Source organism: Actinomyces sp. Z5 (assembly GCF_003287795.1).
In the GTDB taxonomy this organism is placed as follows: Bacteria; Actinomycetota; Actinomycetes; order Actinomycetales; family Actinomycetaceae; genus Actinomyces; species Actinomyces glycerinitolerans.
Window position 1 is genome coordinate 27,958 of the sequence record NZ_QMIN01000067.1, and the last position, 22,099, is coordinate 50,056.

The 22,099-nt window shown below is 68.4% G+C and carries 17 protein-coding genes; 8 read left to right on the plus strand and 9 right to left on the minus strand.

Going from position 1 to position 22,099, the window contains the following annotated elements; translation table 11 throughout:
* Positions 1-116: 116 nt before the first annotated feature.
* Positions 117-1,622, minus strand: coding sequence for an FHA domain-containing protein (locus DRB06_RS09370; protein ID WP_108965911.1), 1,506 nt, complete (start codon positions 1,620-1,622; stop codon positions 117-119).
* Positions 1,619-2,971, minus strand: coding sequence for a hypothetical protein (locus tag DRB06_RS09375; protein ID WP_073330003.1), 1,353 nt, complete (start codon positions 2,969-2,971; stop codon positions 1,619-1,621). The genes DRB06_RS09370 and DRB06_RS09375 overlap by 4 nt, the downstream gene beginning before the upstream one ends.
* A gap of 219 nt (positions 2,972-3,190) precedes the next feature.
* Here DRB06_RS09375 and eccCa point away from each other — a divergent pair, with 219 nt between their 5' ends.
* From eccCa to DRB06_RS09390, 3 genes are all read left to right on the plus strand, one after another.
* On the plus strand, positions 3,191-7,252 hold the full coding sequence (eccCa, locus tag DRB06_RS09380; RefSeq protein ID WP_111819800.1) for a type VII secretion protein EccCa: 4,062 nt from the start codon (positions 3,191-3,193) through the stop codon (positions 7,250-7,252).
* Positions 7,253-7,433: 181 nt separating this feature from the next.
* Entirely contained in the window at positions 7,434-8,609 is a 1,176-nt protein-coding gene (locus tag DRB06_RS15835; protein WP_146750853.1) for a hypothetical protein, read from the plus strand.
* Positions 8,610-8,843: 234 nt separating this feature from the next.
* The gene (locus tag DRB06_RS09390) at positions 8,844-10,271 is read left to right on the plus strand and encodes a C2 family cysteine protease (RefSeq protein WP_146750854.1); all 1,428 of its coding nucleotides are present in this window, start codon (positions 8,844-8,846) and stop codon (positions 10,269-10,271) included.
* A 23-nt stretch (positions 10,272-10,294) separates the two neighbouring features.
* Here DRB06_RS09390 and DRB06_RS15840 read toward each other — a convergent pair whose 3' ends face one another.
* From DRB06_RS15840 to DRB06_RS09420, 7 genes are all read right to left on the minus strand, one after another.
* Complete coding sequence (locus DRB06_RS15840; protein WP_146750855.1) at positions 10,295-10,621, minus strand: hypothetical protein; 327 nt, start codon at positions 10,619-10,621, stop codon at positions 10,295-10,297.
* Between the two features lie 399 nt (positions 10,622-11,020).
* A complete protein-coding gene (locus tag DRB06_RS09395) occupies positions 11,021-11,266 on the minus strand; it encodes a hypothetical protein (protein ID WP_073330000.1) in 246 nt (81 codons plus the stop codon).
* A gap of 282 nt (positions 11,267-11,548) precedes the next feature.
* Positions 11,549-11,929: a hypothetical protein gene (locus DRB06_RS09400; protein WP_108965916.1), complete on the minus strand. Its 381-nt coding sequence runs from the start codon at positions 11,927-11,929 to the stop codon at positions 11,549-11,551.
* Positions 11,930-12,052: 123 nt separating this feature from the next.
* Complete coding sequence (disA, locus tag DRB06_RS09405; RefSeq protein ID WP_073329994.1) at positions 12,053-13,123, minus strand: DNA integrity scanning diadenylate cyclase DisA; 1,071 nt, start codon at positions 13,121-13,123, stop codon at positions 12,053-12,055.
* Between the two features lie 164 nt (positions 13,124-13,287).
* Positions 13,288-14,709 (minus strand): DNA repair protein RadA, encoded by a 1,422-nt coding sequence (gene radA / locus DRB06_RS09410; protein WP_073329991.1) that lies wholly within the window; start codon positions 14,707-14,709, stop codon positions 13,288-13,290.
* Between the two features lie 43 nt (positions 14,710-14,752).
* On the minus strand, positions 14,753-15,253 hold the full coding sequence (locus DRB06_RS09415; RefSeq protein WP_073329988.1) for a hypothetical protein: 501 nt from the start codon (positions 15,251-15,253) through the stop codon (positions 14,753-14,755).
* 114 nt (positions 15,254-15,367) lie between these two features.
* The gene (locus tag DRB06_RS09420; RefSeq protein ID WP_111819793.1) at positions 15,368-16,006 is read right to left on the minus strand and encodes a hypothetical protein; all 639 of its coding nucleotides are present in this window, start codon (positions 16,004-16,006) and stop codon (positions 15,368-15,370) included.
* 583 nt (positions 16,007-16,589) lie between these two features.
* Between DRB06_RS09420 and DRB06_RS09425 the strand changes: the two genes are divergently transcribed.
* From DRB06_RS09425 to DRB06_RS09445, 5 genes are all read left to right on the plus strand, one after another.
* Entirely contained in the window at positions 16,590-17,807 is a 1,218-nt protein-coding gene (locus tag DRB06_RS09425; RefSeq protein ID WP_111819794.1) for an ABC transporter substrate-binding protein, read from the plus strand.
* 221 nt (positions 17,808-18,028) lie between these two features.
* Positions 18,029-19,042 (plus strand): siderophore ABC transporter substrate-binding protein, encoded by a 1,014-nt coding sequence (locus DRB06_RS09430; protein WP_073329983.1) that lies wholly within the window; start codon positions 18,029-18,031, stop codon positions 19,040-19,042.
* A gap of 104 nt (positions 19,043-19,146) precedes the next feature.
* Positions 19,147-20,058 carry an ABC transporter permease gene (locus tag DRB06_RS09435; RefSeq protein WP_395994439.1) on the plus strand — a complete coding sequence of 304 codons (912 nt, stop codon included), beginning with the start codon at positions 19,147-19,149 and terminating at the stop codon, positions 20,056-20,058.
* Between the two features lie 2 nt (positions 20,059-20,060).
* On the plus strand, positions 20,061-21,188 hold the full coding sequence (locus DRB06_RS09440) for an iron chelate uptake ABC transporter family permease subunit (RefSeq protein ID WP_111819796.1): 1,128 nt from the start codon (positions 20,061-20,063) through the stop codon (positions 21,186-21,188).
* Positions 21,185-21,937 carry an ABC transporter ATP-binding protein gene (locus DRB06_RS09445; protein ID WP_108965927.1) on the plus strand — a complete coding sequence of 251 codons (753 nt, stop codon included), beginning with the start codon at positions 21,185-21,187 and terminating at the stop codon, positions 21,935-21,937. Before DRB06_RS09440 ends, DRB06_RS09445 begins: the two co-directional genes overlap by 4 nt.
* Positions 21,938-22,099: the final 162 nt, after the last annotated feature.

Consider the following 22,099-nt stretch of genomic DNA (forward strand, 5'->3'; position numbering starts at 1 on the left):
TTCTTGGTTGTCGGGCTCTTCGTGTTTGTGGGCGTGGGGGGTTCGGAGCGGTAGGCCGCTGTGTGGTGGTCGTGTTTGGGCGCGAGAGGACGACGTCGGGATGGCGATGACCGTTGTTACGACCTCTGCGCGCGCCTGGCCCGCCGGCTCGCCTCAACGGTGACTTGCACCTGCTCGGCCAGCACCACGACGCCTCCCCGCCCCAGCGGTGTGCGGACGCCGGGTTCCAGAGGGACTCGCGTGCCATTCGCCCGCAATATCATGCTGCCGTTCGCAGACCCGAGATCCTCCGCCCAGGGCCCGCCGCCGGCCACACCGATGCGCAGGTGCGAACGGGAGACTGCCGTGGAGGCATCCAGCGCTAGGAGCTGAACGTCGTCGTCGGCCAGTCGCTGTGGATCGCGTCCGAGGATGCACTGCCCTTCAAGCGGTAGCCATCGGGTCGAATCAATGACGATGTGGTACAGCGGTGGAGACGTGGCGCCGGACGAGTTTGCGGTGCCAGTGGCTGAACTCGCAGTTGTAGGTAGCTGCGTGGTGGGAACCGGACCGGTGGCGGCGGGGTCGAGCGCCGGGCCGGGGGCGGATTCGCGTGGCGTCCCGGTGCCGCCGGGCGGGAAGGACTGTGGCAGCTGCGCAGGCGGAGGCGGAGCAGGACTCGCAGCGGGCTGCGGTCGCGGCGGGGTGGACTGCACATCAGGCGGTGGGGCGTCGGGCGAGTGCAGCGACGGTGAGGTAGCTGAGGCGTACGAGGCCGCCGTGGACGGAGCGCCCGGGACGATGGGCGGGGTCGGAGCCGGGCCGGACGCTTGTGATGGGCCGTATTCGGCCTGTCGACCATACGCCTGCCGACCATATGTTTGCGGCTGTTGGCCATATGTCTGCTGGCCATACGCAGGTGCAGGGATAGCGGGGTCTGCGGGCAGGGCGGGCTCGGCCGGCGCCGCTGCGGGCCCCGGTGCCGACGCAGGCATGGGCGCGAAAGACGTTACGGGTTCCGGCGCGGACTGTGCCTGCGGCGCGGGTTGTGTCGGCGGGGCGGTGTAGAGATTCGCTGCCTGCGCGGGCTGTGTCGGCGGGGTGGGTTGTGTCGGCGGCGCGGTGTAGAGATTGACCGTCTGCGCGGACGTTTGCCGACTGGCCCGCCTGGTCCTGGTGCTGGTTCGGGTGATCGAGTCGACCAGCGACTTCCGCCCCCCGGCACCGGTGCCCCCGCTCGTGGCGCTCGGGGTGCGGCGTTGGATCGGCAGCAGCGGCGTCAGCAGAACCCGGGCCAGAGCCGTAGCGATGCCCGGTGTCTTCCCCACCGAGGATGCCGCGGATGCGGACATGACGGCCAGGCCCGGGGTGCGTCCGAGCGTGGCCAACAGCAGCGCCATGACGACCACGATTTCTCCGGCGATGATCCACGCCAGCACCGTCCAGTCCAGCACCAGGTGCACCAGCACTGCGGGAACCAGCACCAGCAGGACGTCGACGAGCGCGACCGCGATGGACTCTGGGACGTTGAGCGGGCGGCCGGTGCTCGGATCAGGGCGCGATGGGGCCGCCTGCGATGGATTCCTCCGTGGCGACTCGACTTGGGGCGTTTGTGCCTGGCGGACTACCTCGAATTGACTCACAGTTGCCTCATCACTTCTATCAGTCCGGCTGCGACCACCGCGGTGGGGAGTATCAGGAAGGCAGAAAGCCGTTCGAACACGTCGCCTAGGCGTCCCCACCACGCCGATCGTCTGAGCAGGGTGAATGCGCCGACCAGGCTCAAGGCGCCCCCGATCGCCAGCACCGCGCCCGCCGCGACCCACGGTTGAACCGCTTGCGTCGCTGCCGCCACCAGCGCGCTGAGACAAATGGCGATGCATGCGAACATCCGCGGAATAATGCGGGCAGCGTGCGAGCGGGCGGTGCGCGGCCGAAGCGTGAGCAGTGCCAGCGCAAAGATGATCTCTGCCCGTGCCCCCCAGGCCTCGATTCCGTGGCCTACCGCTACTCCGGTGACAGCGGGTAAGCACGCTGCGACGAGAGCGCCCAAGGCGATCTCAAGTGCGACAGAGACGGCTTCGGCGTCGGCAACGGTGCGCCGGGTGCGGGCGCGGGTGACCTGAACCGGGGGAGCCGTCGTCGGAGCACGTACCGACTGCCCCGCAGCCCTCTGCCCGGTCATGTCCAGGAGCTGTCGATCCGGCACCGAGGCCAAGGCGGCCCCTGAAATCAGCAGACCGCCGAGCGCCGCCAGCGCGGCCGTCAACAGCGCCAGCGTTGTGGCCGAGATCCCCAGCGCAGCGCCGACCGTCACCACCGTCGCCGCAGCGGCCCAGGTCGCCGCGGCGACGGCGTCGCTTGGGCCCCTGTGGCGCAGCCACAGTGCCATGGCCGTAGCCGCTGCGCCCCAAAGCGCAACGAGGGTCGCCAGCAGCGCCCAGTCCGGGTTGGTGGGAGGAACTAGCAGGGCACTCATGCTCGCACCCAGCAACGGAAGTGACAAAGTGAACAGTGCCGCCGATGTAGGCGTACAGGATGCGCGTTGTGGCAGCCCGAGCGCCGCTAGCAGCGCGAGCAACATCACAGCGGCCGTCACGCGGACGGGTAGCGACAGCACAGATGTTCCGGTGAGGATCCCGGCAAATACGAAGGCGAGCATCAGCGCGGCTAGCAGAACCGCCGTCGCCTCCGCCAGCCAGAACGGGGGACGTACTGCCGCCCAGGACGCTGGACGCGGATGCGTCGTCGCCCGGCCGTTAGTGTCCACTGCATCGGTGATCACCAACACCGATCCCTCGGCCACGTCCTGTCCGATCAACCCACCGGTCTCGATCGGAAGGCCCGACGGCGTGGCGATGGCCGCCGGACGAGCGTCCGGAACAATGCGTTGGGATCCCAACAGTTCGTCGACGCTCGTGCCCGGTGCGGCCGCAACGTCAACCGCGCCGCCCTCGTGGACGAGGGTGACATGAATGGCCGTTGCGCTCATACGCCTCGCTGCTCCGAGTATGGGGTGGCCCGTTGGGCCGCCCGACGGAAGGTTACTAACGCGGTTACTCTAGGTGCAGATAGCATAACGACGCGACGGGGTGGGCCTTGTGGCAAGGCTCGCCCCGTGCCGCCGGCCCCAGACTCGGACGGAACTGCCTCGATGGCGGCCCTCCGCCAAATGGTGCCGGAACACGACCGGAAGGTGCCCGCCCACCCCATGAATGCCAACAACAATCAGTCCCCAGAGCCCGCCGGCGGGACTATCGAGGTCAAGGCCCCGCCCGACACCATCGCCCCGCAGGACGCCACCAGCGTCCTTGCCTCCGTCTTGCCGCTGACCGGCTCCATGGGCGTGATGGTGTTCATGGCGATCTCCAACAGCTCCAACACGCGGATGCTGCTCATGGGCGGAGGCATGGTGGTGGCGATGCTGTCGATGGTGGCCGCCAACATCTACCGGCAGATCCGCCAGCATCGGGGCAACGTCACCGACCAGCGCCGCGAGTATCTGGCATACCTGTCGGAAATGCGCGAGACGGTGCGCAACGCGGCCCGGCAGCAGCGCGCCGAGTCCATACGCAGCTTCCCCGACCCGGTCTCTCTGCCTTATTTCGTCCAGTACGGGCAGCGCGTCTGGGAACGCAGCGAAGCTGCCGATGATCCGCTGGCGGTGCGTTTGGGGCGGGGAACGGTGAAGTTGTCCGCCGAGCTCAAGGCCGAGAAGCTCGATGCGCTGGCCAAGCCGGACCCGGTGTGCCTCTCGGCAATGACTCGGTTCGTGTCTACCCACGGGGAGATCGACGGGGTGCCATGGGTGGTTTCGCTGGGCAACCTCTCCCGCGTGGAGGTGGTGGGGGAGGGGAGCGTCACGCGCGCTCACACCCGGGCACTGCTCACCCACCTGCTTGCGATGACGCCTCCGAGTCTGTTACGCGTGGCGGTACTCGCCAGCGAGGAGAATCTTCCGGAATGGGACTGGATCAAATGGGCGCCGCACGCCTGGTCCGACTCGGTTAGGGACGCCGTCGGCCCGGCACGCCTGATCGCCACCGACCTCGACCAGCTCTTGGACAAGCTTCCCGAGGGGCTGGAACACCGGGGGGCCTTTTCCGCCGGTGCAGGCGAGGGGCCCACGCCCCACGTCATCATCGTCGTCGACGGCGGCCGGCTTCCCGATACCTCCCCGCTGGGCTCAGCCGCGGGAGTACGCGGCGTCACCATTGTTGATCTGCCCGCCGAGTGGGGACTGCTGACCTCCCCGACGACGCTGCGTCTCCTGCTCTACCCGCCCCAGCCGAGAGCCGCGGGCGACGCCGACGGGTCGGTCACCGTGCCCATGGAGATTGCCGTCGTCGGCCAGGACCCCGTTCCACTGGCGGCGGACATGCTTGACCCGACCGCGGCTGAAGCGGTGACTCGGCGTCTGGCGGCCAGGTTCACCGAGGTTGGGGAGGACGCTGCCGCCGTCCCCGTGGGCATCTCTGACCCCAAGCGCTCCGCGGACCTGTTGGACCTGCTGGGCCTGGGAGACGTGCGGGACATTGATCCGGAGCGGTGCTGGACGCCGCGTCTGGGCGACGACCGGCTGCGGGTTCCCTTCGGCGTCACGCCCGAGGGCACTCCCGTGGTGTTGGACATCAAGGAGTCGGCGCAGGGAGGCATGGGCCCCCACGGGCTGCTGGTGGGGGCAACCGGATCCGGTAAGTCAGAAGTCTTGCGCACCCTTGTCCTGGCGCTCGCGCTGACGCACTCGCCCGACCAGCTCAACTTCGTGCTGGTGGACTTCAAGGGCGGTGCCACCTTCGCAGGCATGTCCGAACTGCCACACGTGTCCGCCATGATCTCCAACCTCGAGAACGAGCTCGGTTTGGTCGACCGCATGGAGGAAGCGCTGCGCGGGGAGATGAACCGCCGCCAGGAGATCCTGCTCAAGACGGGCAACTACGCCAATGTCTCCGACTACGAGGCCGCTCGCCGCGCGGGCAAGCACAATGGCGAGCCACTGCCCGCACTGTTCGTCATTCTTGACGAGTTCTCCGAGCTGCTCGCCGCCAAGCCCGACTTCATCGAGGTATTCGTCGCCATCGGCCGTCTGGGCCGTTCCATGCAGATCCACCTGCTGCTGTCCTCACAGCGCCTGGAGGAGGGGCGCCTGCACGGCCTGGAGTCCCACCTGTCCTACCGAATCGGGCTGCGCACCTTCTCTGCCTCGGAATCGCGCACCGTCCTGGGCGTCACCGACGCATACGACCTGCCGCCCTACCCGGGAGTCGGCTACCTCAAGAGCGACACCCGCACCATGACCCGGTTCCGGGCCGCCTATGTGGCAGGGCCGCCGCCGGAGCGCGCCGCGGCCACCGGACGCGCCTCGGAGCGGCCGGAGCTCCCGGCCGCGAGCAGCCCGGGGCGCGGTGACACCGGTCCGCTGGTGCTGCCCTTCACCGCCCAGGAGATCCCGCTGCCGCCACAGGCACAGCAAGCAGAGCCCGAGCCGACGTCGGAGCAGCAGGTGCCGGAGACGTCCGCAAAGGACGCCACCTACGCCGACATGTCCACCATGGACATCGCCGTGGCGCGCATGACCGGTCACGGCAACCCGGCGCATCGGATCTGGCTGCCGCCGCTGGACGTCCCCGAGACCTTCGACTCGTTGATCGACGACCTGGCGGTCGACCCCGAGCTCGGACTGATCTCCCCATCATGGCGAGCTCGTGGCGACCTAGTGGTACCGCTGGGTATCACCGACGTGCCGCTGGAGCAGCGGCGCGACCAGTACAGCGTGGACTTGTCCGGGGCGGGCGGCCACGTGGGCGTCGTCGGCGGTCCGCTCTCCGGCAAATCCACCGCTCTACGATCGTTGCTCATGGGCCTGGCGCTGACCCATACACCCACCGAGGTCCAGTTCTATGTGATCGATCTGGGCGGCGGGACCTTCTCCACGATGCTCGACCTGCCGCATCTGGCCGGCGTGGGCACGCGTGACGACCCCGACATCATCGCCCGCATCGTGGCGGAGATCGAAGCGATGCTGGTTGACCGTGAACGCTACTTCAAGGCCAACCGGATCGACTCGATCCAAACCTATCGGCGCCGGCGGGCGGCCGGTCAGGCCGACGACGGCTACGGTGACGTCTTCCTCGTCATCGATGGCTGGTCCGTGCTCAAGACGGACTTCGAGAACATCACGGAGCGCGTGCAGGCGATCATGACGCGGGCGCTCGCTTTTGGCGTGCACCTGGTCATTTCCGCGGGCAGGTGGATGGAGATGCGTGCCGCGATCAAGGACGCCCTCGGTACCCGGATCGAACTGCGTCTGGGTGAGCCCTCCGATTCCGAGATCAGTCGCCCCGCCGCCAAGGCGGTGCCGACTGGCCGGCCTGGACGGGGGCTGGACCCCGCCGGGCGGCACATGCTGCTTACGCTCCCGCGAGTGGACGGCGAGCACGATCCCGCCACGCTCTCCGAAGGCGTCGGCCACGCGTGCCGCACCATCGCCGATGCTTATCAAGGACCGGCCGGACCGAAGCTGCGGCTGCTGCCGACCCGCATCGACCTTGCCGAGCTCCAGGCCCTGGTGCCCGCCGAGGATGGCCCCGTCATCGGGATCAACGAGGCCCGCCTGGAGCCCGTCACCCTCGACATGCGGCAGGAGCCCCACCTGATCGTGCTGGGCGATGCGAAGAAGGGCAAGTCATCCTTCCTGCGTGCCCTGATGGCCGAGCTGACCCGCGATCGCACCCCGAATGACCTGCGCATCCTTCCGGTCGACCCGCGTCGCTCCCTGCTCGGCGACATCCCCGAGGAGTTCATGCTCACGTATGTGACCCTGCGCGATCAGGCGGCCAAGGAGATGACGGATCTGGCGGAGTTTCTCAAGCAGCGCCTGCCCGGTCCGGAGGTGACGCCGGAGCAGTTGCGTACCCGCAGTTGGTGGAACGGCCCCGAGGTATACATCCTCGTGGACGACTACGACCTGATGACCACCGGCCAGATGAATCCACTGCTGCCGCTCCAGGCCCTGCTGCCCCAGGGGCAGGACATTGGCCTGCACCTGGTGTTGACTCGGCGCACGGGCGGGGCCAGCCGCGCCCTGTTCGAGCCCTTGGTGCAGACGCTTAACGACCTTTCCACCCCCGGGATCATGTTGCCCGGCAACCCTGACGAGGGGCCGCTACTCGGGCGTCAGCGTCCCAAGCCGGGGCCGGCCGGGCGTGCCAGCCTGATCACCCGCGACTCGGTCCAGTCCGTCCAGCTGGCCTGGTCCCCGCCGACGGCGTGAGCCGCCAACCCCCCGGCCTAGCGCCTTGTGACGCATCGCCGGGACGCTGCCAGAGGCGGTCGTGCCCGCCAGCCCCGGCTCGCGCCTCGTGGCGACACGCCTCCCGGCTTGGGCATGCCGGCGGGTGTCTTGGGCGGGGCGCTGACCGGGGCGGGACCGCGGCGCCGGTACAGTCGACCCCATGGCGCAGAGACGGAACTCGGGAGACGGCTCCCACGGCGGCGGGCGCGGTCGCAGCACGGGGGGCCGGGCGTCGTCTGCGCGTTCTGGCGGTTCCCGCTCCGCCTCCGCCCGCGGTGGCACCTCTCGCTCCGGCGCTTCGGATAGCGGCGGCGCATCCCGCTCGACGTCGTCGGCGCGCCCCCGCGTTTCCTCCGCATCCCGCTCACGGCAGGCGCCCCGCGGCCATGCCCGCGCGCAGCGCACCGTCACCACCCAGGATGGCCGCCCGGGATGGCGGCCCGCCCGCACCGCCCGTACCGGCCGCGGCCAGACCGCTCGTTCGGCGGCGCGCTCCGGCGTCGCTCAGTCGGCCGACCGGGGAGGCGCTCGTGGCGGCGCCAACCGCTCTGCGACGCGACCGGGTGCCGGTAATCGACGTGGGCAGACCCGGGGGCGCGGGGCCACCGCCAGCCGCAGACAGGCCAGGACCCGGCGGCCGCGCTACTGGCTGCGCCGACTCGTGGTGCTGCTGCTCGCCGTGGCTCTGCTGGCGGGGATTTCTGCCGGTGTCTTGTCGGCAGCCGTCTGGGCGCGCAACACCATCCGTGCCCAAGACGACCAGGCCGCCGCGCACACCGCCACCACCTACGCCAACCCGGTGGAGTGCACCGCAGCGGACCTGGATGTCACCTTCACCTCACCCGACACGGTATCCACCGGCGCGGGCTTGAAGCTGAACCTGACCGTGAACAACACCGGCTCCGAGGCCTGCCTGATCGACGTCGGCTCGCAGTCGCTCGGCGCCGTCATCACCTCCGGCGAGCAGACGATTTGGACCTCCACCGCCTGCCCGGCCAACCCGGCCAGCCGGCGCCTGCTGGTCGCGGCCGGCACCGCTGCGTCCGCCACCATCACCTGGGACGGCAACGTGGCCTCGTCGGAATGCACACCTGCTGACACGGCGTCGACCACGGCAGCTGCCCCCGCCGCCGAGGATGCCGCGGCGACGCCCACCGACGCGGAGCCTACGAAGGATGGTGAGGCCGCGCAGGAGGACGAAGGAACTGAAACAGCCTCCTCCGAGGAGACGGCCCAGGCCGCCTCCGGAAATGCGGCCACCGCCGGGACCTATCGGGTACGCATCCAACTGGACGGAACGGACCTCACCGAGGACCGCGTCTTCGTGATCGAGTAGGGGAGCGGCGTCGTTCTCTGCGTCGGCACCTACGCCGCACATCGACTTCTGTCCGATATCCGGTGGTGCGGTGTGTGAGGGTGGTTTCTCGGGCGGGGGTCTTGCTGATGTCCGTGCCGTGGCTGACGGTGGTGTTTTGGTGTCGGTGGGGTTACGGTTTGGTTTTGTGAACTGTGGTGTCGTCTCGGGCGAGCGGCGCGCCAACCACCTGGCGAGTGAGGGGTAAGTGTGGGTTTGAGCCTGGATGCGGTTGCGGGCGCCGTGGTCGGCGAGATCCCGGGCTCTCCCGGTGGGGTGCTGGCGGTGGCGGACTCCTGGAGGACCGGGGCCCGGGTGCTGGATGAGGCCGCCAGTGGGGTGGTGTCCTCATGCCTGGCGGTCCCGTCCTGGCAGGGGGCGAGCGCGGAGGCGTTCCGCTCCTCCTCCCGGCGCCTGGAGACGGACCTGGATGCCTCGATCACCAGTCTGCTGGACGGGGCCAGCCGTTTGGAGGCTTACGCCCAGGTGCTGGCTGAGGCGAGGGAGGCGTTGGAGCGGCTGCGCGCCCTGGTCGGTGCGGCGCTGTTGGAGGCCGTGGACGCTGGGGCGCCGGCGGTGCTGGTGGCGGGGGTGCGGTATGCGGCCGCGGGTGCGGCCGTGGGTATCCGTGCCCGGGTGAGTATCGCGGCCATGCAAACTGCCGCGGCCCTGAATGCCGTTGGTGTAGGTGCTAGCTCGCGAGTTGGTTCGGGGGCTGCTGGTGTGGGCGCGCATGGGGGCGGCGGTGTCGGTGCGGGTAAGGGCAAGGACGATGACGGCACTGGGAGCAAGACCAAGTTCAGTGATGAGGACATAAGGCGGTTGCGGCAGCAGGCGGACGGCTCCTCGGACTGGGACCCAGTGGACCAGTACAAGATCGGCGACTGTTACTTTCTGGCGACTTTGGACGCGTATTCGCAGTCGGAGGAGGGGGAGCAGTTTCTGCGGGATCATGTGCGGTGGAGTGAGGAGGATCAGGCGTTCATCGTCACCCTGTACAACTTCTTCGGCTTTCCGGAGGAGATCAAGGTCACCGACTACTACACCGACGGTAACCAGGGTGATGATCTGGGTGGTGGGCGGCGGGGGCCGAACCTGATGAGCGTGTACGAGCGCGCCTACGGCCAATACCTGGGCGACCACAACCTCCCGAACGGGAGGCCAGCTGATGCGATGCGGGCGATCTCCGGGCAGTACGGCCCGCCAGTAGTTGACACCAGAGGCACCTCGGGGTTCCTGGGGGCGGTGCGTGAAGATCATGAGTACACCGATGAGGAGTGGTCTCAGATCGAACAGGCGGTGAAGGATGGTAGGCCGGTCGTTGCAACTACGGCAGGAGGTGACTTCGGTGACGGCAACACGGCCTCGGATGCGACCGCCAACACCGACGCCCGCGCCGCCGACAGGCAGCACCCGGACGCCGCGATCGACACCCACGACAGGTCTGGCGACTACCAGATCGCCGAAGGCCACGCCTACACGGTGATCGCGATCGACGATAAGTACGTGACCCTGCGCAACCCCTGGGCACACAACAACCTGGCGAACGGCTCCGACGCCGGAGACGACGGCATTATCCGCATCACCAGCGAGGACTACGAGAAATACTTCGCCCGCACCGACATCGGTGGAGAAATACCATAACCAGAATCATGTCGCGAGAGCGTTCACCTAATTACCTCTACCCCGGGGTCGAGGACGATGTACACCTTGTAGGTCCAGCCCCCTGTCCGGTAGTCGGGGATCAGCGGTTTTGGGTTAACGGCGAACAAGGTGACTGTGCCCAGTCCGTCGATGTGGGTGGTTTCTCCTAGTCGTAGTTCAATGGGTTCTTGGACGCCGTCATTGTGACGCCATAGCAGCGTGCCGATCCATTCATGTCCCTCCGAGCGCAACGGCCCCACTTGCAACCCGCCTGCTGCGGTCTCTACCGGTTCGATACTCGTATGAATCCGTGCGTAGGTTCCGTCCTTGGCGGCAAGCTCATCGGGCAACGGCACCTCCCGTACTGGCGGTCTGGTCCACCACAGCCAACCGCCCGCGACTCCCACCACAACCACCACGACCACAAGGGAACCCCGCAGGAGATTCCGCATGAGGCGTCGGCGCGGCGAGACTAACGAGATGTCTCCACCTGATGGACTCACAGCACCGTACCCGACGGATTCTGCTTTCGTGTCCGCTCCAGCTGAGGCCACCTCGGAACGAGCACCGGACCCCCCGCCGTCGGCGATTGCTGATGCCACTGCCAACACCCTCCTTGTCCATCACGGGTAACCAGATGGTGACAATCCTACGCTGACTTACGTACGGGTAACAGGTCCTGATCCATGTAGTTCCGCAGCGACATCGGCGAAGAAATACCATGAGCAGAGTCGTATATGCGCGAACTATCACCACATTATCTCTACCCCGGGGTCGAGAGTGACATTAACAGCGTAAGTCCAGGCTCCGTCCCGGTAGTCTGGGAGCAATGGTTCGGGGTGGACCCGCAGTAGCGTCACGGTTCCCAGGCCGTCGATGTGCACGCTTTCCCCCAGGCGCAGTTCGAATATCTCCACGACCCCGTCACTGCGGTCCCACTCCAAAGACCCGATCCACTCATGGTTCTCCGAGCGCAGGGGTCCTTCTCTCAACATGCCCGCTTCGGTACTTGCTGGCCAAACGCTCGTGCCGATATACCAGACATGCCCGGCCTCAACACCGTCGGGCAGCGGCACCTCCCGTACCGGTGGCCTGGTCCACCACAGCCAACCCCCGAAGCCTGCCGTGGCCAGCAGTGCGACCAGGAGGCAGCTGGTAAGGACGCGCCGTACGCGTCGTCGCCTCGGCGGAGCCACTGAGGCGACGTACTCCTCGTCAGCCGCTGATTTCACGCTGCACTTCTTCCCCTGGAGTCGTCGATATTCTCGCGCCGTGGTCTAGCCGGTCAGGCCGTGGTAGGTGACGGTCTTAGCCCTGGCTCCGGCGACGGCACCGCCCGCAGCCGAGCCACCAAGATTGCGCAGCCCACTGGCCGATGCTGCGAGCCGATGCGCGCCGTCGGCAGCCTCGTCGTCGGTGCTCGCATACCCCTGCTGCGCGGCCAGCAACCCGTCTGCGTCCGCATTCGCCCGCGCCGCCGTACGCTCTGCCTGCTGCTCGTGGTGAGCAGCAAACCGGGCTGCAGCCGATGCGAGCACGGCAGAACCGAATAAGCCCTCACCGCCTGAGTCCAAATGGAACTGGGACAACGCATGGCGGCTGTCATCCAGGCGCGCTCGAGCGGCGGCGAGCTCCTCCGGCACAACCCGCAGTACCACTTCAACACCTTCCCTGGATGCCCACCCGAACCGTTGACAAGTGTGCCGCACAGCGCAAACGAACCGTTTCCAAACAATCTCAGTTTAGCATCGGCCGCCGTGCCTTACGCTCGCAGCCCGCCCTCACGCGTACCGGTCGGCGATGGACACCTCCGCCAGGCGCGACAGACCGTCGCGCAGGGTACGTGCCTGGCGCGCGCCGACGCCGTCGACGGCCTCCAGCTCCTCCACCGTCGCCGCGAGCACCGCCTGCAAGGAGCCCCAGTTATCCACCACCGCGCGCGCCGTCACCAGTGGCAGCCGCGGGATCTTGGACAGGATCCGCAGCCCACGCGGTGAGACCGACGCGTCCAGGTCTTGGCCGTCGGCGCCGCCGAGGCCCATTGCGCGGGCAACCATGGCCAGGTCCAGCAGGGCGGGGGAGCCCACCCACTTCAGGCGTGCGTCCACCGTGGCGGTGTCCAGTCCCTGCGGGAGGTAGTCGGTCAGCAGGAAGTCGCGCTCGGCCATGAGCCCGCGGGTCAGCTCCTCCACCTGTAGGGCGAGCAGCCGCCCATCGGTGCCGAGCTCGACCACGTAGCCGTCGATGTCGGAGGCGATGCGACTGACCATCTCCAACAGCTGCAGCACGGCGGTGACGTCGCGTACCGTCACCAGGTCCTCGATCTCCAGGGCATCCAGGCCGCCGGAGATCTTGTCCAGGCGCGCCTTGTAGCGCTCCAGCGTGGCCAGCGCCTGGTTGGCGCGCGCCAGAATCGCCTCGCTCGGCTCGATCACGTGCCGACGCCCGTCCACGTACAGGGAGATGATCCGCATGGACTGGCTCACCGAGATCACCGGGTGCCCGGTCTGCCGCGCCACGCGCTCGGCGGTGCGGTGACGCATGCCGGCCTCGGCGGTCTCGATGGAGGCGTTGGGCAACAGCTGCACGTTGGCGCGCCGGATGCGGTTGTTGGCCCGGTCCACGATCACGGCCCCGTCCATTTTGGCCAGCTCCCGCAGTCGCGCCGCGGTCAACTCGACGTCGAGCCGAAAGCCGCCCGAGGAGATCGCCTCCACCGTCTCGTCGAAGCCGAGCACGATGATCGCCCCGGTGCGCCCGCGCAGAATGCGCTCCAGACCGTCGCGCAGAACGGTGCCGGGGGCGACGAGTGCGAGGGTCTCGCGCAGCAGGTTGACGGGGTTTTCGGTCATGGGTCTCTCCTGGGGGTGGTCCGAGCGCGCCGACTGGCGCGGGCCTCGGACCGATGCCGCATCATGCTAACCGCCCGGGGCGGCCGACCGCCGTGAAACAGATCGCGCCTTACCCGCCCGCCCGCGTTTGGCGGGTGGTCTGTACGCACCGGAGCGGCCGGGGATCAGCCGCGGGGCAGGGCTGCGCCGATGGCTTCGCTCAGGTGCGCAACCGGCAGCACGCGCATGCCGTCGACGCCGCGCAACTCCTTAGAGCCGGCCAACGGCACGATGGCCCGGTCGAAGCCGAGACGCGCCGCCTCCGCCAGACGCCGCTGCACACCCACCGTCGCCCGCACCTCCCCGGTCAGGCCCACCTCCCCGAAGGCCACCAGGCCGGGGGGAGTGGGCAGGTTCTGCGCGGCGGAGACGACGGCGATCGCCACCGCCAGGTCCGTGGCCGGCTCCACCGCCCGCGCCCCGCCCACGGTGGATACGTACACGTCGGTGGTGGAGGTGTCCACTCGCAGCCGGGCCGCCAGCACCGCCAGCGCCATCGCCACCCGGGAGTGGTCGACCCCGGAGGTGGTGCGCCGCGGTGAGCCGGCGGCGGTCCCGGCCACCAGCGCCTGAATCTCCACCGGCATGGGGCGGCGCCCCTCCAGCGTCACGGTGGCGCACGTGCCCGGCACCTCGCTGCGCGCCGCCGACAGGAACAGACCCGAGGGGTCGGCCAGACCGACAATGCCGCGCTCGCCCAGGTCGAAACAGCCGACCTCATCGGTGGGGCCATAGCGGTTCTTCACCGCCCGCAGCAGCCGCAGCCGCGCATGCCGGTCTCCCTCGAACTGGCAGACGACGTCCACCAGGTGTTCCAGTACGCGCGGCCCCGCAATACCGCCGTCCTTAGTTACGTGTCCTACCAGCAGCACCGGGATGGCCCGCTCCTTGGCCACCTGGATGAGGGCGCTCGCCACCGCCCGCACCTGGGTGATGCCACCTGCGCCACCCTCGACCTGCGCGGAGGCGATGGTCTGGATCGAGTCCACAATCAGCAGGGACGGGGAGACGTCCTGCACGTGCCCGAGGAGCGCGCCCAGCTCGGTCTCGGCGGCGAGCAGCAGCGCCGGGTCGATGGCGTCGATGCGCTCGGCGCGCAGCCGCACCTGGCTGGCCGACTCCTCCCCGGTCACATACAGCACCGGCCCCTGTCCGCGCTCACGGGAGGCCGCGGCCGCCTTCGCGGCGACATCCAGCAGCAGCGTGGACTTGCCGACGCCTGGCTCTCCTGCCAGCAGCACCACTGCCCCAGGCACGACGCCGCCGCCCAGAACCCGGTCCAACTCGCCCACCCCGGTGGGGCGGGCGCGGGCCTCCTCCGCGCTGACTTCCGCGATGGGGCGCGCGGCGACGGCGGGGCGAATCGGCGCCGCCGACATGGGGACGCGTCCGGGAGAACCGATTCCGCCCGGGGCCGACTCTACGAACTCCTCCAACGTGCCCCAGGCGCGGCACTCGCGACACTGACCGAGCCACTTGGGGCTGGACCAGCCGCACTCGGTGCACACGTAGGCGGTGTGTGCCTTCGCTGTCTTCGTGGTGGCCATGGCGGCAGGCTACCGGGAGCCCCCGACATGAATTCGGGCGGCTTCAGGACGCCGTCGGTCCGTACCCGCCGACGCCGTATCCGTGCGCGGAGGGCTGTGTCTGCGTGGACGCTGTGGGTTGAGCGGGCGGCATGGGCTGGCCGGGTGCCAGCACCTGGTTGTAGCTCGGGACCTGGCCGTAGGCCGGCACGGGTCCGTGCCCCTGGGCCTGCCCGTAACCCGAGGCCGGATCGTTCCCGGCGGCGAGCGGGATGCCGGTGAGGGGATCGCGCCCGAGCCGTTCGGCGAGCAGCTGGCGGTCCTTTGGGCGCACCAGGTGCGGAGAGTTGGCGAGAATCTTCTCGTCTATTGCGCGCGCAGCACCGATGGTGAAGAACATCAGAGCGATCGCCAGGGCGCGAAGACCGAATTTGAATCCTAGGTATCCGACGAGCACGCCGAGGATGACGTAGATGCCCACGACGCCAATCACGATCGCCGCCGCGATCAGGGCCCAGTAGTACTTGGAATGGGGAACGGATTCATTGCGCTGCGTGATGGCCATGAGGACACTCCTGTAGTTGATGGTGTCGTTACCGCCCCAGTATTGGTCTCGATCTTGTCACGCGGCAATGGCGTCGACTGGGGACTACTACCCGTCTGCGTGGGTCCGTGTTACCTACGCCGTGGGGGCGCCGTAGCCGTAGGAGCCATACGCCTCCGGCTGTCCCTGGGGCGTGGACTGCCCATATCCCTGACCCTGACGCCCCTGGTCCACGTACCCCTGGGAGCTCGGCTGTGCCGACGTGGTCTGGGCGTATCCGTAACCCGGCGTGGTGGGCTGTGAACCCGCCGGCATCTGACCGTATCCCTGCAAGGCCTGGGTTGCCTGAACCTGCCCGTAGCCGTACTGGGGCGTCCTGCCCGCCTGGCCCAGTGGCTGCGGGCCGGGACCATACGCTGCTGTGCCGGGGATGTCGTTGCCCTGTGTCGGGGCGTAGCCGCCGACGTTGAGGGGCGCCCCGGTGATGGGGTCGTGTCCAAGCTTCTGGGCCAGCAGGTACCGGTCCTGGTTCCGCACCAGCCGTGGGGCCTTCGCCAGGATGGCGTCGTCGATGACGCCTGCAATGGCGATGAAGAGCAATAGCGGGAAGATCAGCAGGATCACGGGAATGCGCACCGATCCCTCGACGTGGCTGGAGATCCACACGTAGATCCCGATCACGCCTGGTATGCCCAGGATGACCGCCAAGGTGATGAGCAGCCAGTGGAACTTGGAGTGGGGCGTGGGCTCGTTCTTATCGCTTTTCTTGGCCATGAGGCAGCTCCTGGGTCGGGGTAAGGGCTCGTCCAGTATTTCGCTGCGGTGTCAGACGGGACAAGGGGTGGGGGCACGCGGGAAGTGTGTGATTCGTTATCAGGCTCTTACAGTTTGAGGATGTGGTGGGCGGCGTCGGTCGCAGCCCACGCTGCATGCCGGCGCTCCAGAGTCGGTCCGCACGCAAGAGCCGCCCGAGCAGACCTGGCTGAATCCCGTTTTCCCTTGGAAATAAGCGGAAATCACTTCTCCGGCAGAGTCCGGTGACACTGCTCCAGTGTGCAACGAGCCATTCGCTGCACACAGGAGCAGTGTCATGACACTCGGTCTGCAAGCCAAATCCGCACTATCATGCGGATCCCGCCCTGGCGTTTACTTCTCGAGTGTGCAGACCCACGACGGGAGCTCGAACAACGCCGTTCAACCGGCCGCTGCCACTATCCGGGCGTGCGGACATGTGGAGATTGCTTGGTCGCCGTGAGCCGCGAGCAACCTTGCCGCACGGCCTCCTCGCATAGGAAAATGCCCTCGACCGAGGCCCGGGCGCCCGGCGCCGGGGCCGTGACCGAAGGGAAGAACGTCTTTGGCCGATTCCGCCGATTCTGCCGGTTCTACCGACCTCGCCCGCGGCACCGAGCGGCGTCGCGCCAGTTCCGCCGCCCGCACCGGTGCCTGCCGCCTGAGCCGCCGCACCCTCCTGGCAGGTGCCGCCGCCGCGGGTGCCGCCGTACTGCTGGCGGCCTGCGCCTCCGGCGGCAGCAGCACGGCGGGGCCATCCGCCGCCGCGGGCAACGCCTCACAGGGAGCCACCGAATCCTTCCCCATTACCATTGCCCACACCTATGGCTCCACCACGATTGCGGCCGAGCCGACTCGCATCGTGGCCATCTCCACCGTCGACGCCGATGTGGTCATCTCCCTAGGCGTGGTCCCCCTGGGTATGCCCGCCGTCACTGCGGACGCCGACGGCGAGGAGGCCTACCCCTGGACCACCGCAGGACTCGAAGCGCTGGGCGCCGGCTGGGACACCGTCGCCGCGCCCACCCTGTACGCCGCGGCGGAAGATGTCGACGTTGACGCGGTCGCTGCGCTTGAACCCGACCTGATCCTCGGTGTGCACTCGGGCATGAGTGAGGACGAATACGCGCGCCTGTCCGCCGTCGCTCCGACCCTGGCCTACCCGGCCGATGCCTCCGCCTACGAGGCCTCCTGGGAGGCGGTGACCGTCGCCGTCGGCAGGGCGCTGGGGCGCTCCGCCGCCGCCGAGGCCCTGGTCAATACCACCACCGATGTGCTGACCACCGCTCGTACCTTGAATCCGGATCTGTCCGGTGCCACCTACGCGGCGGTCGCGCTAGATGCGAGCGGCCCCTCCATCACCGTGTACACCGAGGTCGATACGCGCTCGCAGGTGCTGCGCCAACTGGGCCTGACCCTCGCGCCTGCAGCCCAGGCGGCGGAGGGGGCCGCGGGAGCGGTCGCCGCGAACTATCCGCTCAGCGAGGCCGAGGAGTTGGAAGCCGACCTGTTGTGGGCTCAGGTGGGCGGCGACGGCGCCGTGGACGCCGTCAAGGCGGACCCCCAGTTGGCGAAGATTCCGGCCGTCGCCAACGGCACGGCCCTGTTCGTCGCCGACGAGGTCGCCGCCATGAGCCTGGCGGCGGCCTCCCCGCTGTCACTGCCGTGGTGCTGCGAGAACCACGTGCCCGACATCGTCGCCGCCGTCGAGGCGAGCCGGGGCGCCGCAACGGCGTCGCCGAGTGCCACTGCGAGTGCCGGCGCTTCGGCCTCGGCGTCGTGAACCGGCACGCCGCCACATCAACCGACCTCGGGATGTAACTTCCACCGACCTCGGCGGTTGCTTCGAGCGGCCTCGGGGCGAGATAGGGCTTGCCGTTCGCCTCCACGGCGACATAGGTTAGCCATACATAGGTGAACCTGACCTAAGTTCAGTGGGTTGGCGGAAGCCTGTGCCTCTCGCGTGGACCGTGCCGCGCGAGCCCTACCATCCTGAAGGAAGACATGTCTCGCAAACTCCCTGCGCTCCTGGCGCTGTCGGCGACCGTGAGCCTCGCCCTCGCCGGCTGCTCCGGCAGTACCGATTCCGCGTCCACCTCCGCGGCCTCAGACGCCGCCTCTACCTCCGTGTCCCAGGCATCCTCGGTCACCATCGAGGACAATCACGGCAGCGTCGAGGTGTCCTTGCCCGTCCAGCGGGCGGCCTCCACCGACAACCGCACCTTCGAGGTCCTCGCCGACTGGGATGTGCCGCTGGTCGCCGTGCCCAAGGGGGTCATGCCCTCCACCGTGACCGCATACGACGGCGACGACGTCGCCGACATCGGCAACCACCGTGAGCCCGACCTGGAGGCCCTGGCTGCGGCCGACCCCGATCTGGTGATCGTCGGCCAGCGCTTCTCCGACCAGTATGACTCGATCGCCGAACTGACCCCCGATGCCGCCCTACTCGACCTCGAGCCCCGCGACGGTGAGCCCTTAGACGCCGAACTCGAGCGCCAGGTAACCGACCTGGGGCAGGTGTTCGGCAAGGAGGCCGAGGCCGATCAGCTCATCGCCGACTTCGAGGACGCCCTGGAGCGCGCCAAGAACGCCTACGACGGCTCCTCCACGGTCATGGCCGTGATCGTCTCCGGCGGAGAGATCGGCTACTCCGGGCCCACCACCGGACGCACCTGGGGGCCGCTGTTCGACCTGCTTGAGCTGGAGCCCGCCCTCGAGGTAGAGGGCTCCACCGATGACCACCAGGGCGACGACGTCTCCGTGGAGCAGATCGCCGAGTCCAACCCGGACTGGATCTTCGTAATGGACCGCGACGCCGCCATCACCGCGGACGACCCGAATTACACGCCCGCCGCGGATGTGATCGCGGGCAACGCCGCGCTGCAGAATGTCACGGCGGTGACCTCCGGGCAGATCGTCTACGCCCCGGATGACACCTACACCAACGAGTCGATCATCACCTACACCGAGATCCTCAACTCGATTGCCGATGCCTTCGAAGGGGCACAGAACTGAGCACCCGGCAGCTCTCAAGGTCGGGCGCGCCGCCCAGTGACGCGACCGATACCGCCGCCCGCACCCGCGAGCCCCTGGTCAGCCGGGGGCTCGCGGTCGGGCTGCTGGCGGTACTGGCCCTGCTGGGCCTGAGCCTGGCTACCGGCCAGTACTCCATCCTGTCCCACGCGGACGGCTGGGAGATGTTCCGCAACGTCCGCGTCCCCCGCACGCTCGCGCTGGTTTTGGCCGGGGCCGCCATGAGCATGTCCGGCCTGGTCATGCAGCTGATCACCCAGAACCGATTCGTGGAGTCGACCACCACCGGCACCACCGAATGGGCCGGCCTGGGCCTGTTGACGGTGATGGTGGTCTTCCCGCGCGCCAGCGTGTTGGGGCGAATGGCCGGCGCCGTCACCGCCTCATTCATCGGCACCATGGTGTTCTTCCTGCTGCTGCGCCGGGTCTCCCTGCGCTCCTCGCTGCTGGTGCCGATCATCGGCATGATGCTGGGGGCGGTGGTCAGCGCGGTGTCTACCTTCTTCGCGCTTCAGACCGACATGCTGCAATCCCTGGGCGTGTGGTTCCAGGGCAGCTTCACGTCGGTGTACCGGGGCCAGTACGAGGTGATGTGGATCGTGGTGGCGGTCGTGGCCGCGATCTTCTACTACGCCGACCACCTGACCGCCGTCGGCCTGGGGGAGGACGTCGCCACGAACATCGGCGTCGACTACCGGCGCACGGTGCTGATCGGCACCGGGCTGGTGGCCGTGGCCACCGGCACCGTCACCGTGGTGGTCGGCTCGCTGCCCTTCCTGGGGTTGATCGTCCCCAACCTGGTGTCCATGCGCCGTGGGGACGACCTGCGCTCCAACCTGCCCTGGGTGTGCTTGGTGGGGATCGGCTTGATCACCGCCTGCGACCTGCTCGCTCGTACCGTCATCGCCCCCTTCGAGATCCCGGTGTCCGTGATTCTCGGCCTGGTGGGGGCCGCGGTGTTCATCGCCCTGATCATCCGCCAAACCGGGAAGGGATGAGCATGAGTCTCGGAGCTTCCGCCGCGCCGACCGCGGGCCGCCCCGACGTCGGCACGACCACCCGCAGCGCCGGTACGACGCCGGGCGCCCCCATCGACGCCGACGCGGCCACGCGCAGTCCCGCCGTCGTCCGCCGCTCCGGCGCCTTCCCTAACCCGGCTGCCCGCCGTCGCTGGTGGCTGACCTACCTGGCGGTCACCGGCCTGGCGGTCTGCTTCGCCGTCGGCCTGCTGGTGTGGAAGAACCCGATGGAACCGGGCAGCCGCGGCTTCTGGCTCATCGCCCAGCGGCGCCTGGACGCCGTAGTCGCCATGATCGTGGTGGCCGTATGCCAGGCCATGGCCACCGTCGCCTTCCAGACCGCAACCGGCAACCGCATCATCACGCCGTCGCTCATGGGATTCGAGTCCCTGTACCGGACCATCCAGACCGCCACCATCTTCTTCTTCGGGGCCACCGGCCTGGCCGCCACCCGTACTGCGCCCATGTTCGCCCTGCGGCTGGCGCTCATGGTGGGGCTGTCCCTGCTGCTGTACTCCTGGCTGCTGACCGGCGGCGCGCGCAACCTGTACTCGATGCTGCTGATCGGCGTCGTGATCGGCTCGGCCCTGGGGAGCCTGACCACCTTCATGCAGCGCCTGCTCACGCCCAGCGAGTTCGACCTGCTCTCCGCCCGACTGTTCGGCTCCATCGCCAATGCCGACCCCGACTACTACCCGATCGCCATCCCCCTGGCGGTGGTGGCGAGTGCCGCACTGCTGGCGTACTCGCGCCGGCTCAATGTGCTCGCCCTGGGGCGGGACACCGCCACCACTCTGGGGCTGAACCACACCCGCGCCACCATCGCCGTGTTGGTGCTGGTCTCGGTGCTCATGGCCACTTCGACGGCGCTGGTCGGCCCCATGACCTTCCTCGGCTTCCTGGTGGCGACCCTGTCCTACCAGCTGTCGGGCACCTACGACCACCGCTACCTGTTCCCCATGGCTGCCAGCCTGGGACTGCTCGTGCTCACGGGCGCCTACTTCGTCATGCGGCACATGTTCTACGCCCAGGGCGTCGTCTCCATCATCATCGAGCTGGTGGGCGGCTCGGTGTTCCTCGTCGTCGTGCTCAGAAAGGGGCGCCTGTGATCGAACTGGACCGGGTGCGCAAGGTCTACAACCCCGAGGTTGTCATCGGGCCGGTCAGCCTGGAGCTGCCCGCCGGCGGGATCACCGCCTTCATCGGCCCCAACGGGGCGGGCAAGTCCACCCTGCTGACCATGGTGGGGCGGCTGCTGGGCATTGACGAGGGCGCCGTGCGTGTGGCCGGGCTGGATGTGTCCTCCACCAAGTCGGCGGACCTGGCCCGGGTGCTGTCCATCCTGCGGCAGGAGAACCACTTCATCACCCGGCTCACCGTGCGTCAACTGGTGGGCTTCGGGCGCTTCCCCTACTCCCACGGGCGGCTCACGGCCGACGACGAGCGCATCATCTCCCGCTACATCGACTTCTTCGCTCTGGGCGACTTGGAGGGGCGTCACTTGGATGAGCTGTCCGGCGGGCAGCGGCAGCGCGCCTACGTGGCCATGGTGCTGTGCCAGGAGACCGACTACGTGCTGCTGGATGAGCCCCTGAACAACCTCGACATCGCCCACAGCGTGGAGATGATGAACCACCTGGAGCGCGCCGCGAAGGAATTCGGCCGCACCGTGCTGATCGTGCTGCACGACATCAACTTCGCGGCCCGCTACGCCGACCGCATCTGCGCCCTGAAGGACGGCGGCGTATTCCGCTTCGGCCCGCCGGCGGAGATCATGCGCGATGACGTGCTTACCGCCGTCTTCGGCACCCCCATCCAGGTGATCGAGGGCCCATCGGGGCCGCTCGCCTGCTACTAGGTCTGTTGTGTAAGCGCTTGGGTGGCGGTGTGTGGTTTTTGAGCCGGTCAGTTGGACCCCTGTTCCCCCGTTGGACCCCTGTTCCCCCGTTGGACCGCTGTTCCCCGGTTGGACCGCCGTAGCCGCCGGTTACAGCGGTCCAACGGGGCGTGGGCGGTCCAA